12 protein-coding genes are annotated in these 17,899 nt (G+C 60.7%); 6 read left to right on the top strand and 6 right to left on the bottom strand.

The window, feature by feature from the left end; translation table 11 throughout:
• Nucleotides 1–28 precede the first annotated feature (28 nt).
• The 3 genes from F6X24_RS00680 to F6X24_RS00670 form a co-directional block, all read right to left on the bottom strand.
• A complete protein-coding gene (locus tag F6X24_RS00680; RefSeq protein WP_151085797.1) occupies nucleotides 29–532 on the bottom strand; it encodes a DsrE family protein in 504 nt (167 codons plus the stop codon).
• Between the two features lie 11 nt (nucleotides 533–543).
• Nucleotides 544–1,590 (bottom strand): c-type cytochrome, encoded by a 1,047-nt coding sequence (locus F6X24_RS00675; RefSeq protein WP_151085796.1) that lies wholly within the window; start codon nucleotides 1,588–1,590, stop codon nucleotides 544–546.
• Nucleotides 1,591–1,888: 298 nt separating this feature from the next.
• Nucleotides 1,889–2,692 carry a sulfite exporter TauE/SafE family protein gene (locus tag F6X24_RS00670; protein WP_191906394.1) on the bottom strand — a complete coding sequence of 268 codons (804 nt, stop codon included), beginning with the start codon at nucleotides 2,690–2,692 and terminating at the stop codon, nucleotides 1,889–1,891.
• Nucleotides 2,693–2,947: 255 nt separating this feature from the next.
• On the opposite strand from F6X24_RS00670, the gene F6X24_RS00665 reads away from it, so the two are divergent.
• The 5 genes from F6X24_RS00665 (at nucleotide 2,948) to F6X24_RS00645 (ending at nucleotide 12,798) form a co-directional block, all read left to right on the top strand.
• Complete coding sequence (locus F6X24_RS00665) at nucleotides 2,948–3,973, top strand: rod shape-determining protein (protein WP_151085795.1); 1,026 nt, start codon at nucleotides 2,948–2,950, stop codon at nucleotides 3,971–3,973.
• Between the two features lie 108 nt (nucleotides 3,974–4,081).
• On the top strand, nucleotides 4,082–5,116 hold the full coding sequence (gene mreC / locus F6X24_RS00660; RefSeq protein ID WP_151085794.1) for a rod shape-determining protein MreC: 1,035 nt from the start codon (nucleotides 4,082–4,084) through the stop codon (nucleotides 5,114–5,116).
• A complete protein-coding gene (locus tag F6X24_RS00655) occupies nucleotides 5,113–5,640 on the top strand; it encodes a hypothetical protein (RefSeq protein WP_229725264.1) in 528 nt (175 codons plus the stop codon). Before mreC ends, F6X24_RS00655 begins: the two co-directional genes overlap by 4 nt.
• Before the next feature lie 85 nt (nucleotides 5,641–5,725).
• Nucleotides 5,726–11,989, top strand: coding sequence for an alpha-2-macroglobulin family protein (locus F6X24_RS00650; protein ID WP_151085793.1), 6,264 nt, complete (start codon nucleotides 5,726–5,728; stop codon nucleotides 11,987–11,989).
• Between the two features lie 170 nt (nucleotides 11,990–12,159).
• Nucleotides 12,160–12,798, top strand: a complete 639-nt coding sequence (locus F6X24_RS00645; RefSeq protein ID WP_151085792.1) for a hypothetical protein — start codon at nucleotides 12,160–12,162, stop codon at nucleotides 12,796–12,798.
• Between the two features lie 144 nt (nucleotides 12,799–12,942).
• On the opposite strand, the gene F6X24_RS00640 is transcribed toward F6X24_RS00645, so the two are convergent.
• The 3 genes from F6X24_RS00640 to F6X24_RS00630 all read right to left on the bottom strand — a co-directional run bounded on the left by F6X24_RS00640 (nucleotide 12,943) and on the right by F6X24_RS00630 (nucleotide 16,025).
• Nucleotides 12,943–14,427 (bottom strand): glycoside hydrolase family 28 protein, encoded by a 1,485-nt coding sequence (locus tag F6X24_RS00640; protein WP_151085791.1) that lies wholly within the window; start codon nucleotides 14,425–14,427, stop codon nucleotides 12,943–12,945.
• 181 nt (nucleotides 14,428–14,608) lie between these two features.
• Complete coding sequence (locus F6X24_RS00635; RefSeq protein ID WP_151085790.1) at nucleotides 14,609–14,929, bottom strand: 2Fe-2S iron-sulfur cluster-binding protein; 321 nt, start codon at nucleotides 14,927–14,929, stop codon at nucleotides 14,609–14,611.
• Between the two features lie 79 nt (nucleotides 14,930–15,008).
• Nucleotides 15,009–16,025 carry an NAD(P)/FAD-dependent oxidoreductase gene (locus tag F6X24_RS00630; RefSeq protein WP_151085789.1) on the bottom strand — a complete coding sequence of 339 codons (1,017 nt, stop codon included), beginning with the start codon at nucleotides 16,023–16,025 and terminating at the stop codon, nucleotides 15,009–15,011.
• A 600-nt stretch (nucleotides 16,026–16,625) separates the two neighbouring features.
• On the opposite strand from F6X24_RS00630, the gene F6X24_RS00625 reads away from it, so the two are divergent.
• Nucleotides 16,626–17,816: a glycosyltransferase family 4 protein gene (locus F6X24_RS00625; RefSeq protein WP_191906393.1), complete on the top strand. Its 1,191-nt coding sequence runs from the start codon at nucleotides 16,626–16,628 to the stop codon at nucleotides 17,814–17,816.
• Nucleotides 17,817–17,899 lie beyond the last annotated feature (83 nt).

Below are 17,899 nucleotides of genomic sequence, written 5' to 3'. Positions count from 1 at the left end.
TTTTCACATTTCCACATTTTTAATTAATTTAAGGGTGTACCAGCGCCCAGCCTTCGGCCTGGCGGATAATCAGCTCGCCGTTGCCAGTGGGCACTACCGAGATGTAGGGCAGCATATCGGCCTTGGTGAGCTTATAGGCGTTCATCGAGTTCTGGCACTGCGCCAGAATGACGCCGGCCTGTTGCAGCGCCAGCACGTCGGCCTCGTAGGGCTGGTCTTTTTTAAAGGCCACTGTGCCGCCGCTGAACACCACCAATTCTAGCTCCAGCTTGCCCTTCAGGCGCGGGTCGTTGAGGGCGTTCAGCATGTTGTGCAGCGTTTTGCTGATGAGCTTGGGGTCATCGCTATCGAGCTGATACACTGCCCGGTAGTGGGCCCGGGAAGCAGGCGCGCCCGTAAACTGGGCAGCCTTGGCCGCCACTGCTGCATTGGGGGGCGTCAGGGGCGAGGCGGGCGCCGCCGGGGCGGTTTGGGCGTGAGTGGCTACGCTCACCAGCAGGCCGGCTAGTAGGAAACGGGCAAAAAGAGTCATGCAGGAAAGAGCTAGGAAGCAGGAAGATGGTGTGCCTTGGCAATAGGCTGAAAAGGCCCATATTTATGCTGAAGCGCCGAAAAGCCATCGGTATACGGGCCAAACGGCTGGTCGATGGGCTTCTGGCGCAGGTCGGGCCAGTCGTGCGGAGTGGGCCGGTGGGGGCGAGGCTGCGAGTTGATAAAGGCGGCCACGTCCCAGGCCTGGGCATCGGTTAGCCGGGGGCGGTCAAACGTAGCTCCGTAGGGCATAGCCGCCTTCACATACCGGGCCAGGCTGCTGAGGCGGTAAAGGCCGGCCGCATCGGAGTAGCTGGCCGGCCCCCACAGCGGCGGATACTGGTAGCCGTGCCCATCGGGCAGCGGCTGGCCCTGGCCGGCAGGGCCGTGGCACGACTGGCATTTGTTGGCAAACACTGCCCGGCCAATTACCGGGTTTGCTGCCCGCTTGAGGTAGGGCAGGGGCATGAGACCGGTGCCGTACACCTTGTGGCCTTTGGCAATGCCCTGGCCCAGCCAGGTGATATATGCCACCAAAGCCCGCTGCTCGCGGCTGCCGGCCGGCAGGGCATGGCCGTTGAGGCTACGCTCTATGCAATCCGTCACGCGCTTATCGATGCCTTCGACAGTACCCGAGCGGGCCCGCAGCTTGGGGTAGGTAGTGGCTACTGCCAGGTAATTGTTGGCAAAGCCCCGGGTGCCGGCGTCGAGGTGGCAGTTCTGGCAGTTCATACCGTTGGTAAAGTGCCCCACGGAGCCGGCGGGCCCCAGGTAGCGAGCGGTCTGAGCCACCAACTCGCGCCCGTAGCGGATAGTCTGCCCATCCGCAGTGGCCGGAATAGTGGCCGGGTCGGGCGCCGCGAAAGCCGGCCGGTGGTAGCTGCCCGGAGACGGAGGGCCTTCAGCGGCTTCTGGCAGCAGGGCCGGCCTTGCTTGCTGCGCCGGCCACACCAGCTCGCCCAGCAGCCAGGCTACGAGCAGCCCCACGCCCGCCGCCACTAGCAGCAGCACGCGTGCTAGCCGGGCTAGCTGAGGGCCGGGGTTGGGTGCGTAAGCCATCGTGCGGGAGCAAGTTACTGCTTAGCGTAAGTTTCAAGTCGGTGCACACGTAATAGGTGCATACGTACATAGCCAACCGGCTCCCCGAAGCAGGTAGTTGTAACCATGTCCTTATTCCAAAGACAGTTTGGGCCTATAGGGCCTGGCGAGAAACCAACAGCACGGCTGAGCGCATCAAACAAGCTGATTGAGCTAACCGCTGAAGTAAGCGAAAGTTGAAACATACTACCTTGCCTTGCAGCGCGGCCAAACCGGCGGCTAATGTCCCCAAAAGGCTTACTATATTAAAAGGCGTAGGTTAACGATGATATAAAATCTCTTTAGCCAGAATTAGCGTGCCCATTGCCAGCGTAAACCAGCCGAAGGCAGGCTTGAGCCGGGCGCCCGGAATACGTGGGGCCAGGTAGGTGCCCAATACAATGCCCCCGAGCGCAAAAGCCAGAAAACCCAGCAGAAAGCCCCAGTCGATAATCCGCCCCGCGCTCAGGTCGCCGCTGAAACCGATGAGCGAGTTTGTGGCGATGATGACCAGGGAGGTGCCCACGGCCATTTTCATAGGCAGTCGTGCGCCCAGCACCAGCGCCGGAATAATGAGAAAGCCGCCGCCCGCGCCCACAAAGCCGGTAAGCAGGCCCACCACAGCCCCGATACCCAGTACCAACGCATAATCGGGCGCTGGGGTCAGGGGCGCGGCTGCTTCCGGCCCGGAGTGGCGTATCATGGAAGTGGCCGCCGCTACCATCAGCGCGGCAAACGCCAGTAGCACCAGCAGGTCTTTGGTAAAAACCAGGCTGCCCACGGTAAACAGCTCGTGCGGAATAGCCGGCATCAGCACCCTGCGCGTTAGAAATACCACTATGAGCGAGGGCAGTAGAAAGACCAGTGCCGTAGGCAAGGCCACCAGCCCCTTGCGAAAATAGCCGGCCGCACCTATCAGTGAGGTGCTGCCCACAATGAAGAGCGAATACGCCGTGCTCTGCACCGGGCTCACCCCCAGCAGGTACACCAGTGCCGGCACCGTCAGGATAGAGCCGCCACCCCCCATTATACCCAACGCCAGCCCAATAAAAATGGCCGCGACATAGCCCAGATAGTGCAGCATGAACAAGAGTTTTATAGTGAAAGGCGCGTGGCTACTGCCGCGTAACGGCAAAAACGCCGTGCTGCCAAAAGGGTACTGTTGCCTGGCAGTGGTACGGAAATTTAATTTGTTTTTAATATATAGTAAAAAAATTTTAATCGGCCGGGCACTGGCCCGCCGGCCGCAGTGGTTGCTGGCGGCGCAATCGTTGCCACGGCGTTCTATACTACCTTTGCTTATTACTACCAGTTTCTTATTCCGCGCTGAGCTATCTAAATGGGGTTTTTCAATTTCCTGACCAGCGACATTGCCATCGACCTGGGCACTGCCAATACGCTAATCATTCACAATGATAAGATTGTGGTGGATGAGCCGAGCATTATTGCCAAAGACCGCACCACCAACAAGGTGATTGCGGTGGGCAGCAAGGCGCAGCAAATGCACGAGAAAACGCACGATAATATTAAGACTATCCGCCCGCTCAAGGACGGGGTTATTGCCGACTTCCACGCCGCTGAGGAGATGATAAAGGGCCTCATCCGGCTCATCGATACCCGCAACCGGCTGTTTCAGCCTTCGCACCGCATGGTTATCTGCATCCCGAGCGGCATTACGGAAGTGGAAAAGCGCGCCGTGCGCGACTCAGCCGAGCACGCCGGCGCCAAGGAGGTCTGGATGATTCAGGAGCCGATGGCAGCGGCTATCGGCATCGGCATCGACGTAGAGCAGCCCGTGGGCTCGATGATTATCGACATCGGGGGCGGCACCACCGAGATTGCGGTAATTGCCCTCTCGGGCATCGTGTGCGACCAGTCGATTAAAACGGCCGGTGACGTATTTAATCAGGATATATTGGACTATATGCGCCGGCAGCATAACCTGCTCATCGGCGAGCGCTCGGCCGAGCGCATCAAGATTGAGGTGGGCGCGGCCCTGACCGAGCTCGACGTGACGCCGCCCGACTACGAGGTGCGCGGCCGCGACCTGATGACGGGCATCCCGAAGGTGATAAAGGTAACGTCGTCGGAAATTGCTATTGCCCTCGACAAGTCGGTAGCCAAAATTGAAGAAGCCGTACTCAAGGCCCTGGAAATCAGTCCGCCCGAGCTATCGGCCGACATTTACGAGAACGGTATTCACCTCACCGGCGGCGGCGCGCTGCTGCGTGGGCTCGACAAGCGCCTGGCTGCCAAAACCAAGCTTCCTATTCACATTGCCGAAGACCCGCTACGGGCCGTGGTGCGCGGTACTGGCAAGGCAATCAAGGACATTCAGGCTTACCGGGGCGTACTCCTGACGTAGTCAGAAAGCGGTGAGTGATGAGGCAAAAGGTATGAGCTGGCCAGGCGACACCTGCGGGCTCCTGCTTTTACCTCCTAATTCATAGCTTTTACCTCATAACTCAACACCGTGCGTAATCTCGTCGCGTTTCTGCTGCGCTTCCAGGGGGTGATGCTCTTTGTGCTGCTGGAGGTGATGAGCCTTTTTCTGTTTGTTACCAATAGCTCGTATCATCGGGCCGCTTTTTTCAACTCGGCCAATGCGTACGCGGGCGCTGTGCTGGCGCGCCGCACGCAGGTGGCCGATTATTTTCGGCTCGATGAGCTGAATCGCCAGCTGCTGACCGATAATGCCCGGCTGCGCCAGCAGCTCTATCCGCCCGATTTTGCGCGCCGCGAGGCCGACTCGCTGCCGGTGCGGCGCGATACCCTGGGCCATATTATCTACCGGCACCTGCGGCCCGCGTCAGGTACGGCTAGCGTGCCTACACTTGCAGGCAAAGGCAAGGAGGCTAAGGGTTTGAAAACAAGAATAAGTAACTATCCTGATACTTTATTGCTGGGTGCCGCCCGGGTACCGACTCACGATGCCGCGTATCCGCTGGTAGCGGCCCGGGTTATCAACAATTCGTTGCGGGCCGTAGACAACTACCTGACCCTGAACGTAGGTGCGGCCGATGGGGTGCAGCCCGGCCTGGGCGTGATGAGTAGCAGCGGCGTGGTGGGCCAGGTAAAAGCGGTGAGCGCGCACTACGCCACCGTGTTTTCGCTGCTGCACTCCAAAATGGCCATCGCCGCCAAAATAAAGCGCGACGGTACCTTTGGCAGTGTGAAATGGCCCGGCGATGACTTCACTTACGCGCTGCTCGACTACATTCCGCGCCAGAACCGGCTGGTGCGCGGCGATTCGGTGGTGACGTCGGGCTACAATGCCGTGTTTCCCGAAGGCGTGTTTATCGGCACCGTGGAGTCGTTTGTGAAGGAGCCGGACAAGAATTTCTGGACCGTGCGGGTGCGGCTGGGCGTCGATTTCAGCCGCCTTACCTACGTGTACGTGGTGCACAACCGCCCCCGCACCGAGCGCGACTCGCTCGAAGCCGCGGCTACCGCCCCCGAGCCGGCCCCCGTGAAGCCCGGCGTTAAGCCGAAGATACCGCGCCCATGAGTATGCTAGGCGTTGTGTTGCGGCAGCTGCTGCGCTTTGGGCTATACGCGGGCGTGCAGGTCCTGATTATCGGGCAGCTGTCGCTGTTCGGGCTGGGCTGGTGTTTTCTTTACCTGGGCTATATCCTGTTTTTGCCCCTGCGCACGCCCATTGCGTTGCAGCTGCTGCTGGGGTTTGCGATAGGCCTGGCCATGGACATCAGCTACGACACGGGCGGGCTGCACGCGGCAGCGGCCGTGCTGCTGGCTTACCTGCGCCCCTGGGTGCTGCGCCTGCTTACCCCGCGCGACGGCTACGATGCCCAGGATACGGTGAATGTGCACCAGATGGGCTGGCAGTGGTTTATGGTGTACCTGCTGCTGCTGGTGAGCCTACACCACCTGGTTTATTTCTTTCTCGAGCTGGGCTCGTTCCGGCATCCGCTGCTGGCCCTGGGCCGGGTGGGCGTCAGCATTCTGTTTACGAGTACGGCGCTGCTGATAGTACAGCTGCTGTTTTTTCCGGTGCGGCGCGGGCGCAGCTAGCGTCGGGGAGGAAGGCTGCGGCGTGTGCAGTTGGCATGGTTCCGGCATCTTTAGGGCATTAACCCCGGCCGTAAGCCCTGCCCGTATGCGTATCTTCCTGCTTTGCTGTGCCTTTCTGATGACCGTGCTTCTGGCCGACTCGGCCGCGCCGGGGCTCCCCCCGCCCTTTGCCGCGCAGTGGAAAAAAATTGATGCCCTGCTTAGCAAGGAGCAAACGGCCACGGCTGCGCCGCTGATAGAGAAAATCTACCAGCAAGCCAAAAAGCAAGACGATGCCGCTGCTTATATTAGGGCTTTGCTATATAAAGTCCGGCTGCTCGAAGCCCGGGAGCAGGATGCCGACGAGAAGGCTATTGCGCTGCTGGAAGGTGATGTAAAAACGGCCAGTTTTCCCGCCCGGCCCATCCTGCATTCGCTGCTGGCGGGCTTATATGCTGATTATTACAACCAGCACCGCTACCAGCTGTACGGGCGCACGGCCGGGGCCGCGCCCAGCGCCGACCAAAGCACCCCCGGCGCGGCCGATGGCGGTACCACCCTCGCCACCTGGGATGCCGGCCGGCTCGGCTCAGCCATTGTGCGGCACTACCAGCAGTCGGTAGAAGACGAGCCCCAGCGCCAGCTAAAAACCTCCCTGGCCAGCTTGGGCAACTTGGTCATGGGCGGCGATGCCGAGGGCCGCGCTCTGCGCCCCACGCTCTACGACCTGCTGGCCCAGCGGGCCATTGCGGGGCTGCAAAATCAGGAATGGTACATCACCAAACCCGAGCAGCAGTGGCAGCCCACCGACCCGCAGCTGCTTGGCAGCGCGCCGGAGTTTGCGGCCCTGCGGCTGACGGCCCCGGCGGCCGACTCGCTCAATGGGCCGCTGCACGCGTTGCAGCTGTTGCAGGCCCTCACGGCCGCCCGCCTCGCTGCTAATAATCCGGCCGCGCTGGCCGACGTGGACTTGCAGCGCCTCCATTACCTGCACCGCTTTACCCAAAACACTCCCTTGGCCGACCAGTATGAGCCAGCTCTACAGCGCTTGGCCGAAATGTATAAAGCCCTGCCTGCCAGTACGGAGTTTATGACGCGGCGTGCCCAGGCGCGCCATGAAGCCGGCGATGAGGTAGCTGCTCTTGCCCTCACGCACACGGCCGAAGCCCGGTTTCCGAAGTCGCGCGGCGCGGCGCGGGCCCGGCAGCTACGCGCCGCTATCGAGCAGCCCGAGCTAGCCTTTTCGGCGGCCGATGTGGTGGTGCCCGGCCAGCCCTGGCGGCTGGATGTGACGGTACGCAACGTGACGGAGCTGCACGCCTGGGCGTATCGCATCAGCGCTAAAGAATGGCAGCAAGGCCATTACGACCCCCAGAACCGTCCGCTCGCCAAGCGCTTCGCCCATGCTTTAGAAGCCGCGCCGGCCGCCACCTGGGCCTTGCCGCTGCCCGCGCACTCCTTCGACTACAAAGAGCAGAATCTGGCGGCGGCCGGTGCGGCGCTGCCGGCTGGCTATTACCTCATCCTGCTTAGCAATAAGGCTCAGCTTCTAACCGACCAGGCTGCGACTTCAGCACCGGCTGGTACCGTAACGGCCTATGCCCTGCTGGGAGCCAGTCAGCTCAGTTTGGTACACCGCACAAACCCAGCCAGCGGCGCTACGGCGCTGCTGCTGGTAGACCGGGCCAGCGGAGTTCCGCTGGCGGGCGTTAAAAATCAGGCCACCTTCAACGTGTATAATCGCGCCAAGCAGCGCGACGACCGTCGCCTGGGCGACGTGCTGCCCACCGGCCCGACGGGCGAGGTAGAAATTCCGGCCCCGAATAAATCTACTGACGCGCTGGGCCGTGAGCAGCTGAGCAGCGTGCGCTCCTGGCTGGGCCGTGATACACTGCTGACCGCCCTAAATTCCTATTACTTCTCTGGTACTGAAAACGAGCCCAAGCCGCCGCAACGCCACACCTTCCTATTTACTGACCGTGCTATCTACCGGCCAGGACAAATAGTGTATTTCAAGGGGATTCTGACTGAGAGTCAGGCGGGTAAAGCACAGCTGTTAGCTAAAGAGCCGCAGGAGGTAGAGCTGGAAGATGTGAACGGCCAAACGCTGCAAAAACAAAGCTTCGTTACCAACGATTTTGGCTCGTTCAGCGGGTCATTTGTGCTGCCGGCCGGCTTGCTAAACGGGGAATTTACGCTGAGCGCTGACGACGGCGAGCTACGCTTCGCCGTGGAAGATTATAAGCGGCCGACCTTTTTGGTGGCGCTCGACTCGGTGCCCGGCCGGCCGCAGCTGGGCCAGCCGCTGAACGTGACCGGCCGTGCCCGCGCCTACGCCGGGCAGGCCACTGACGGCGCACAGGTGAGCTACCGAGTAACGCGCCGCGAGCTATGGCCGCTGTTTGAGTATGGCTTCGGCGGGCGAAGTATGTCTCAGCCCGGCCCACGCGGCGGTAACCAGGAGGTGGCCCACGGCACTACTTCGACCGATGGTGAGGGCCGCTTCGCTATCACCTTTACGCCGCCGCTGGTGCCTGTAGCGGCGGGTCACCCCAGTCGTATCTGGCAGGACTGGGAGCCGGGCTACGTATTTGAAATAACGGCCGACGTAACCGACGCGGCTGGCGAAACCCGCACCGGTACGCGCAATGTGCCCATCGGCCACAATCCGCTCAGCCTGCGCCTTACCGGCCCCGACGCGGCCGATAAACAGCGGTTGCCGGCTTTCACGCTGTTGAGCACCAATGCTACCGGCGAGCCGCTGCCTGCGGCGGGCACGTTGCGCCTGCTGGCCCGCCGCTACCGCCCCAACCCACCCGGCATGCCCGGCCCGGTGCCCGAAACAGCCGACAACGAGGCCGCGTCGGAGCTGGTTAAGACCCTGGCTTTCGACACTAAAAACAGCCCGGAGCTCGACCTGAAAGCTGCGCTGACGGCGCTGCCCACCGGCCGCTACCGCCTCGAAGCCCAGGCAGCTGACGCTGATTCGGCGCGGGCGCTGCTTGATTTTACGCTCTATAACTCGCAGGCCGCTGCCGTGCCCTTTGCCACGCCCGATTGGTTTGTGTCGCTGCAAGACACTGTATTGCCCGGACAACCGGCCAGCATCTTACTGGGGAGCAGCGAGGCCGATGCCCATATACTTCTCGAAGTAGAGCGCGGCGGCGAACTGCTACACCACGAGTGGCTAACCCTGAAAGCCGGTGAGCAGCGCCGCCTGGCCCTCGGAAGTGGTTTCGCTGATGCGCGTGGCCCGCTCTATTTCCATACTACGCAGGTGCGCGACAACCACCTCTATCGCCACGATGCCGTGGTGCAGGTAGCTGAAAAACCTCAGTCACTACAACTGGCCATCAGTACCTTCCGCGACCGGCTGCAGCCGGGCCAGCGCGAAACCTGGCGCGTTACCATTCGCCAGGCCAACGGCAAAGCCGCCGATGCCGAGCTGCTGGCTACGCTCTATGACCAGAGCCTGGATGTATTTCGGTCGCATAGCTTTCAGGGGCTGGAGTTTGGGGGTAATTACTTCCCGGCGCGGTTTGGCCGGCAGGGCGTTTTTGGGCAAATGAGTTCTGATTTTTTCGCTACAGCAAATGATGGTGTGGAGCTGAAAGCAGTCGATTACCCTGAATTAAATAATTGGCAGCAACACTTAAATGAAGTGCCTGACCAAGAAGAACTGAGGCAGAAGAACGGTAGTAGTAGCAAAGTTGAGAGAGCTTTGCAGGGGAAAGTAGCTGGAGTGCAGATACAACGCGCGGTGCCTAGCGGTGGCCCCCGAATAGTGATTCGGGGACTTAGTTCTGGAGCGGCGGCTCCGATGTCTAAAATGGCAGGTAGTAATTCGTTGAGCGAGGTCGTAACGGTAGCTTATGGCGTTCAACAAAAACCTGCCTCCCCCGACCTTACTGCCATCCCCACCCGCAGCGATTTTCGCGAAACGGCCTTCTGGCAGCCGGCCCTGCGCACCGATAAAAACGGCGAGGTGGTGCTCGAATTTCAGATGCCCGAGGCCGTGACGCGCTGGCAGCTGCTGGCCCTGGCCCACGACAAAGGCCTGCATACCGGCCAGTTGGCCCGGCAGCTCGTTACCCAGAAAGAAATCCAGCTTACGCCCAACGCGCCGCGTTTTCTGCGGCCGGGCGACACGTTCACGTTCCCCGCCAAATTCTCGAACCTCACTGACTACGCCACCAGCGGCACGGCCCAGCTCTTTCTGCTCGATGCCGCTACGGGCCAGGATATTACCGGCCAGTTAGTGAAAAGCCCGGCCCAGCAGACCGTAGCGGCGGACGCGCACCAGAGCGTCGCGCTGGGCTGGGAAGTCAGGCTGCCCGCCGACTTTGCGCCGGTGGCCGTGACCTATCGGGTAGTGGCCGAAAGCCAGTTAGCAGTGAACAGTGAGCAGTTAGCAGGTAAAAAGAGCCGCAAAACCAAGCATAAAGGTCCCCTCTCTTTTGGAGAGAGGCTGGGGGTGAGGTTCTCCGATGGCGAGGAAAATACCCTGCCGGTACTGCCCAATAAGATTCTCATCACCGAAAGCCTGCCGCTGCCAATCGTAGGGCCAGCCACCCGCGAGTTTGAACTGAAGAAGCTGACAAGCACCAGCTCGCCTACCCGGCGCAACTACTCGCTCACCCTGGAAATGACTGCCAACCCCGCCTGGTATGCCATGCAGAGCCTGCCCTACCTCATGGAATACCCGTACGAGTGTTCCGAGCAAGTATTCAGCCGGCTCTATGCTAACCTGCTGGCGGCTCAGATTCTGAAGTCTAACCCGCGCTTCAAGGCTGTGCTGGCCGAGTGGACGCGTCAGGCTCGTAGCGGCACTGCCGCCCAGCAAAATGCCCTGGCCAGTAAGCTGGCCCAAAACCAGGAGCTGAAAAGCCTGCTCTTGCAGGAAACGCCCTGGGTGCGCGATGCGCAGGGCGAAGCCGAGCGCCTGGCCCGCCTCAGCACGCGCTTTGACGAAGCCCGGCTGCAAGGCGAAACCGCCCGCGCCCTGGCCAAGCTACAGGCCATGCAGCTGCCCAACGGCGCGTTTCCGTGGTTTGATAACATGCCCGCCGACCGCTACATCACCCAGCTGATTGTGGCCGGGTTCGGTAAATTAAAAAAGCTGAATGCGTTCGATGCCAGCCAGAACGAAATAGCGCGCACCATACTGCAAAATGCCCTGGCCTACCAGGACCGCGCCACTGCCGCCGAATACGCCGAGCTGCGCCGCGCTAAAGACTTTAAGCCCGAGCGCGATGAGCTGAGTCTGCTCGAAATACAGGGGCTGTATGCCCGCAGCTTCTGGCCGGCCGGGCCGTTGCAGGTGGGTGCGGGAGCAGCTTATACCTTTTATCGGCAGCAGGCGGCCCGCTACTGGACGCGGCAGGCCCCGCTACTGCAAGGGCAGCTGGCACTGGCGCTGTACCGGCACGATGCGGCCAACCATACCAGCCAGGATATTATGCGGGCCCTCGCCGAAAACGCCCTGCACTCGCCTGCGCTGGGTATGTACTGGAAGGAGGTAGCTGCCAGTACGTACTGGCATGAGTCGCCCACCGAAACCCAGGCTGCGCTTATTGAAGCATTTGACGAAATCAAAAACGACCAGCAAGCGGTCGATGCGCTCAAGCTGTGGCTGCTCACGCAAAAGCAGACCCACAATTGGCCCAGCACCCGCGCCACCGCCGACGCCTGCTATGCTTTGCTGCTGCGCGGCTCCGACTGGCTGGCGGCCCCGCAGCCGTTGAAAATAAGCGTAGGGGGCGAAATCATTCGGCCCGAAGCCAGCCAGGCCGGTACGGGCTACTTCAAAACCAGCTGGGCGGCCGCCGGGGTGCAGCCCACCCAGGGGAAAGTAACCGTCACCAAGCCCGACGCGGGCGTGGCCTGGGGCGCGCTCTACTGGCAGTATTTTGAGGATATTGATAAGGTAACGCCCGCCGCTACACCACTCAGCCTCGAGCGCCAGCTCTACCGCGAAACCCGCACGGCCGCCGGCCCGCAGCTCGAAAAAATCACGGCTACTACGCCGCTTAAAGTGGGCGATGCCCTGGTGGTGCGCCTGGTGCTGCGTACCGACCGCGAGCTCGAATACGTGCACCTCAAAGACCAGCGCGCCGCCGGCCTTGAGCCTATTAAGCAGCTCAGCGGCTACCGCTACCAGAATGGGCTGGGGTATTATGAAAGCCCCCGCGACGCGGCAACCAACTTTTTTCTGAGCCTGGTGCCGCGCGGCACTCACGTCTTTGAGTATCGACTGCGGGCCAGCCAGGCCGGCGACTTTTCGGGTGGCCTCAGCCAGGTGCAGTGTATGTACGCGCCGGAATTTGGCGCCAACTCGGCCGGGCAGCGGCTCACTATTGCCCCGCTTTAGGGCGGCAGCCAGGCGTTTGTGTAAAAAAGAATGGTAACGATTGCAGCCGCATACGCCTTCTGCAAATAGCCAGAACGGCGCCAAACCTAGCGGTTGTGCCCGGCAAGCCTGTTGCACGGGTGGGGTATTAAACGTATTTTTGTTCTTCTAAATTATTCAGTAAGTTATTGATGAGGAAGCTAGTTGTTTTAATTGCCTTATCGCTGACCACGTCAGCGGCCTGGGCGCAAGCTGAAAAGGCGCCCGTTGTAACCAAGCTGCCCGGCGAAGAAAACCTCAGCACCCGTGAGCGCGCCGAGCGCGACTTCCTGATGCCGGTGCGCCGCAAAAAGGCCGAAGCGCTCTCCAAGCCCACGGCCTCGGCCGAGCAGCTGAGCACCGCCGCTCCCGAGTCGGACGCTACTGCTCACTACAACGAAGCCCCTACCGACCCGCGCACCGAGGAAGTCGCTTCGCCCGCTCACGAGTCGGCCAGCCACTCCCGGTCGCGGGCGGCCCGCCATGCCGCCTGGCTGGCTGCCCGCCGCGAGGAGCGCGCCGCCGAAGCCCGCGCCGAGCGCCGGGCTGCCCGCCATAGCAGCCACACTAGCAAGAGCAGCCATAGCAAGCATCACAGCGCCGAAAAGTCCAGCTCGCATCACAGCAGTAAAAAAGCTGCTTCTCATAAGAGTAAAAGCAAGAGCAAAAAGGAGTCTACCAGAAAGTCAGCTCACCACCATACCAGCGAGAAAAAGACCAAGACGAAAGCCAAGCACAAGTCGTCAGCAAGTAAGCATAAGTCGTCAGCTAAGCATAAGCACCGCCGCTAATTCATATATAAAAGCTATATTAAAAAAGGCCCGACAATCTGCCGGGCCTTTTTTAATTTCTTGATTTGTCGTTCGTTACTCATTTTTCGTTATGCTGACGACGAAAAATGAATAACTAGTAACGAGTAACGAACGACGAATACTCTACTGCGCTATAGTGATATTTTTGGCAGCTGCGGCCGGAATGGCGGGCTGGTCGACGGTCGTCAGGCGTACATTCTTGAACGCGATGTTGCGGATATCGTCGGCTACTACCCCTTTGGTAGCTTCGATACTTACATTATCGAAGTGAATATCGTGGACCGGCTGCTGGGGCAGCCCCCGAAAAAACAGGGCCGTTTCGGCGCCTTTACAGGTGATGTCGCGCAGGAAGAAGTTCTGAAAATCAGGAACTTTGGTTGCCTCCGTGGGCATGCCACTGCCTTTTGCCTTGCCGGCGGGCACGTCTTCGTAATACGTATCGAACAGCACCGCCTCGTGCAGAATATTCGTCATGGCAATGTTATCGACGTAGATATCGCGTACCAGTCCGCCGCGGCCGGCATTGCTTTTCACGCGCACGCCAATGTCGGTCCCCATAAAGCGGCAGTCCGTCACCCAGATGTTGCGCATGCCGCCGTCGGTGTTGCTGCCCACCACGAAGCCGCCGTGGCCTTGCAGCACGGTGCAGTCGGCAATGAGAACATTAGTTAACGCCGGGTCATCGGGCGCATTATTACCGCTCGACTTCATGCAGATGCCGTCGTCGCCGGCACTCACGGTGCAGTGATAAATAATTACATTATGGCTGGCGCTGATGTCGATGCCATCGCCGTTCTGGGCCCAGTAGTCGTTGTGCACCTGCACGTTGCGAATGATAAGGTTGGTAATGCCCTTCGGGTTAATTACGAACATGGGCGAGTTGCGAAACGTCGGCCCGTCGAGCAGCAGGTTTTTGGTATTGGTAATGGCCACCATTTTGGGCCGCAGAAAGTCGCGGGCCGGGAGGTAGTCGGCTTCGGTGGCATCGGGCTTGTTTTTGAGCTTTTTGAGCAATGCCTCGCCGCCCATGGCCTCGCGGCTGGGCCACCAGATTTTACCATCGGCGCTGAGCACGCCTCCCGAGTGCACCACGCGGTCCCACTCGCCGGCCGAAACCTTGCCTTTCTTCAAGGGCCGCCACGCCTCGCCCGAGCCGTCGAACACGCCCGGCCCGGTGATGGACACGTTCTCCAGCCTGGTGCCCCAGAGGGGCGGCGTCACCTCATACTGGCCCCGGCCGGCCGCTTGCAGCGGGTACTGCGTGCGGTCGGGCGTAAACAAGACCTTCGTGCCGGCTTCGGTATGCAGGTCGATGTTGCTTCGCAGCTCAATGGGGCCGGTGAGCCACGTGCCGGCCGGCACCACTACGTGGCCGCCGCCCGCCTGGGCACACGCCGCAATGGCCTTGGCAAACGCCTCAGTATTCAGGGTTTTGCCATCGGCTACCCCACCAAATTCCTTAATAGAAACGGTGTGGGCCGGAATAGCCGGGTCGGGCACGGCCGGCATGGTAAAAGGCGCATGCTGGGTGTACCAGGCTACGTCGTGAGCCGGCGTTTGGGCAACGGCAGGTAAGGTGGCCAGCCAGAGCAGCGAAAAGAGTTTCATATTAGAGAGCGGAGGTAAGAATGTCAGCGGTAGGGCAATGCAGCAATAGCCACGCCAGCCTTATGGCAACGATTGCAAGACGCGCCGCGGCGCATTTCGTCAGGCACCCAAGGCCGGATGCTGACGAAATGCGCCGCGGCGCCTGCGTAACTAATGCTGGGAACCCGTTTTAAAGCAGCCGTCAGGCCGGCTCGGCCACGCGCACTACCAGCCCGTCGAGGTTGGGTGCCAGGCGAATCTGGCAGCTCAGGCGGCTGGTTTCGTGCAGCTGGGGCAGGGTATCGAGCATGGCCCACTCGTCGTCGCTGGGCTCGGGCAGGGGCGGGCCAGCCAGAATCTCGACGTGGCAGGTGGCGCACAGCGCCATGCCGCCGCAGGTAGCCTGAATAGGATAGTCGCTGGCTTTGAGCAATTCCATCAGGCTCAGGCCCATATCGGTGGGCGCGGGCAGCTCGCGCCGCTGGCCGGGCGCTTCCTCCACGTAAATGCGGATGTCAGACATAAAGAGGATATGAGTTAAAAGGTAATAGTCAAGAATGAGCACAATCGGCCCAAATCTTAGCTCTTACCTTTTAACTTCCTTAAAGGGATGGTGCCCCGTTGACGGTGGTGTACTTGAGGGTGTATTTCTTATCGGGGTAGATGTACTTAAACGCGCCCTGGCACATAAGTGCCGCCTCGTGAAAGCCGCACAGAATGAGCTTGAGCTTGCCGGGATAGGTGTTAATATCGCCAATAGCATATACTCCGGGCAGGGAGGTGCTGTAATCCACAGTATCAACCACTACGGCATCGTTGTCGAGGGCCAGGCCCCAGTCGCCGATTGGCCCGAGCTTGGGCGTGAGGCCAAAGAGCGGCACGAAGGCATCGAGCGGCACCGTTTCGGTGCGGCCATCGTTGCCGGTGATGGTAACCTGCTCCAAGTGGCCATTGCCGTGCAGGTGCGTTACGTTGGAGCTGAGCACGAGCTTGATTTTACCGGCTTCGTGCAGGTTTTTGACCTTTTCGGCCGAGTCGGCCGCGCCGCGAAAGGTGGTGCCGCGATGCACGAGCGTCACATCGGCAGCCACGTTGGCCAGGAAGTTGGTCCAGTCGAGGGCCGAGTCGCCGCCGCCCGCAATCACGATTTTCTTATCCCGGAAGTGCTCGGGGTCGCGCACCATGTAGTGCACCCCCTTACCGCCCTCGAAGCGCTCGAGGTTTTCGACGGCCGGCTTGCGCGGCTCAAACGAGCCCAGCCCGCCCGCGATGGCCACCGCCTTGCACTGAATCTCGGTGCCATCGGTGGTGTAAAGCTGAAACGAGCCGTCGTCGAGTTTGGCGAAGCGCTCGACCCGCTCGCCCAGCGTGAAAGTGGGGTGGAAGGGCGCAATCTGCTTCAGCAGATTATCGACCAAATCGCCGGCCAGAATCTCGGGGAAGCCCGGAATGTCGTATATAGGCTTTTTTGGATATATCTCCGAAAGCTGCCCGCCCGGCTGGGGCAGCGCATCTACTACGTGGCAGCGCAGCTTCAGCAAGCCGGCTTCAAATACGGCAAACAGCCCCACGGGGCCCGCCCCGATGATGCAGATATCAGTGGAAATTACAGCAGACATTCAGGCAAAAAGGCATTAATATTTAGAATGAGTACAAAGATACGGCCGGTCCGGCGCGGGAGAAACCTCAGGGGCCGCTGCTGCGGCTGGCGGCAGCGAAATAGCTTAAGAACTTACCAGTGGTGGGCCGGATAAGCTTCTGAGGCAAAAGCGCTTTACTCCCAAGTTGTTTTGAGCAGGGCAGGGCTTTTCTGCTTTTTGCGGGCAAGGGCGGCGGCCTTCGGCCAGGTAGCGGGGTGCTGGGGCGGGTATCGGTAAGTTGACAGTGGCTAAACCTGCGGCCAGGGCCCAGCAGCCCGCCGACAAACCAGAATTCAGAGGCTTGGCACAGCGCCAGGCTGAAGGCAAAATGAAGTATCCTGCTGTCCGGTCGGAACAGTAAGCGGCCGCCAGGCTGGTGGTCGATACAATACCAATGTTAGTCGATGAAACCCGTCTGGTTAATCCGTAACGGGCATGAGGCAGGCTAATTTGCTGATGATTTAAGACGCGAGCAAAGGCTGAAGGCACGGGCTACAGAGGAAATACAGCTTGTAAAACAGAGTGCCAGCCTGTTTTCGGTTGCCTTGGATGGTTGGTTGGCTAGTGAAAAAGGTTGCTATGAACGCTGTTGCTGCTACTGTCGAGCGGGTCGCTGTTTCCACCGGCGGATTTGCGCTTTCGCTGCTGTGCCTGTCGAGAAGTTGGGGCGGCCTGGAGCTGAATACGGTGCGCTTCGCCGGGTGGATGCAACAGCGGGGGTGGGCTGTGCAGCTCATTACCCTGCCCGATTCGCCTATGGCGGCGCGGGCCCAGGAGCTGAATTTGCCGGTGGTGGTGCTGCGCAACCGCTTAAAAGCAGTGGATATAGTGGCCGCGCGGCAGTTGGCCGAGGTGCTGCGCCACTTTGGCACCCAGTCGCTGGTGGTGACGCGCAACGGCGACCTGGGCCTGGCGGTGCTCTGCAAGAAATGCTGGGTTCCCTCCCTGCGCCTGGTTTATCAGCAGCACATGCAGCTGGGAATAGCCAAGCGCGGCCTCATCCATACGCTGCGCTACCGGGCCCTTGATGCGTGGCTGACGCCCTTGCCAGGGCTGGCCCGGCAGGTGCTCACCAAAACCCGGCTGCCGGCCACCCGGCTGCACGTAGTGCCGCTGGGCATTGAGCTGAAAAAGTTTGCCTATTCGTCACTCACGCAGGCCGAAGCCCGCGCTCAGCTGGGTTTGTCGCTCGCGCCGGGCACCGTGCTGCTCGGGCTCATTGGGCGCTTCGACCGGGGCAAGGGCCAGAAATTTGTGGTAAAGGCATTGGCCCGCCTGCGCCAGCAGTACCCGCAGCTGCAGCTGCTGCTGGTGGGCGAGTCGACGTTGAACGAAGGCAATGGCTATAAAAACCGCGTGCTCGCCCGCATCAGGCGCCTGCGTCTGAGCCAGGTGGTACACGTGCGGCCATTTACCTTGCAGCCCGAAGTAGCTTACCGGGCGCTTGATATTGCCCTGGTAGCTTCTACCAACGAAACCTACGGCATGGTGACCCTGGAGGCGCAGGCCACCGGCCTGCCGGTGGTGGCCTGCGCCACCGGCGGCACCCTCGAGCTGGTGGATGACGGCCAAACCGGCTTGCTATTCCCGCTGCATAATGCAGAGGCGTTGAACGCGGCTATCGAGCGCTTGCTGCAATCCCCTGACCTGGCGGCCCGGCTGGGCCGCCAGGCAAAAGCCCACGTACTGGCCCGTTACTCGCATCAGCAGCAGTGCGCCCTGACGGAGCAGGTGCTGCTTGGGCTCGGCCAGCCCGCTGGCAGCCAGTAGGCCAAAGCCGGATAGCCGGCAGTTCGTTCAGATTCCGGTGAGCTGCCATTCGGGCACCGTGATAGGAGCTAACTTATCAGCTC

It is taken from the genome of Hymenobacter baengnokdamensis, from assembly GCF_008728635.1.
In the GTDB taxonomy this organism is placed as follows: domain Bacteria; phylum Bacteroidota; class Bacteroidia; order Cytophagales; family Hymenobacteraceae; genus Hymenobacter; species Hymenobacter baengnokdamensis.
This window is presented reverse-complemented; position numbering and strand designations above follow the sequence as displayed.

Excerpts from the sequence above, each read along its gene's own strand:
- F6X24_RS00665 (WP_151085795.1), top strand. The coding sequence starts at position 2,948 with ATGGGGTTTTTCAATTTCCTGACCAGCGACATTGCCATCGACCTGGGC.
- F6X24_RS00670 (WP_191906394.1), bottom strand. The coding sequence starts at position 2,692 with ATGCTGCACTATCTGGGCTATGTCGCGGCCATTTTTATTGGGCTGGCG.
- F6X24_RS00655 (WP_229725264.1), top strand. The coding sequence starts at position 5,113 with ATGAGTATGCTAGGCGTTGTGTTGCGGCAGCTGCTGCGCTTTGGGCTA.
- F6X24_RS00625 (WP_191906393.1), top strand. The coding sequence starts at position 16,626 with ATGAACGCTGTTGCTGCTACTGTCGAGCGGGTCGCTGTTTCCACCGGC.
- F6X24_RS00635 (WP_151085790.1), bottom strand. The coding sequence starts at position 14,929 with ATGTCTGACATCCGCATTTACGTGGAGGAAGCGCCCGGCCAGCGGCGC.
- F6X24_RS00630 (WP_151085789.1), bottom strand. The coding sequence starts at position 16,025 with ATGTCTGCTGTAATTTCCACTGATATCTGCATCATCGGGGCGGGCCCC.
- F6X24_RS00650 (WP_151085793.1), top strand. The coding sequence starts at position 5,726 with ATGCGTATCTTCCTGCTTTGCTGTGCCTTTCTGATGACCGTGCTTCTG.
- F6X24_RS00645 (WP_151085792.1), top strand. The coding sequence starts at position 12,160 with ATGAGGAAGCTAGTTGTTTTAATTGCCTTATCGCTGACCACGTCAGCG.
- F6X24_RS00680 (WP_151085797.1), bottom strand. The coding sequence starts at position 532 with ATGACTCTTTTTGCCCGTTTCCTACTAGCCGGCCTGCTGGTGAGCGTA.
- F6X24_RS00640 (WP_151085791.1), bottom strand. The coding sequence starts at position 14,427 with ATGAAACTCTTTTCGCTGCTCTGGCTGGCCACCTTACCTGCCGTTGCC.
- F6X24_RS00675 (WP_151085796.1), bottom strand. The coding sequence starts at position 1,590 with ATGGCTTACGCACCCAACCCCGGCCCTCAGCTAGCCCGGCTAGCACGC.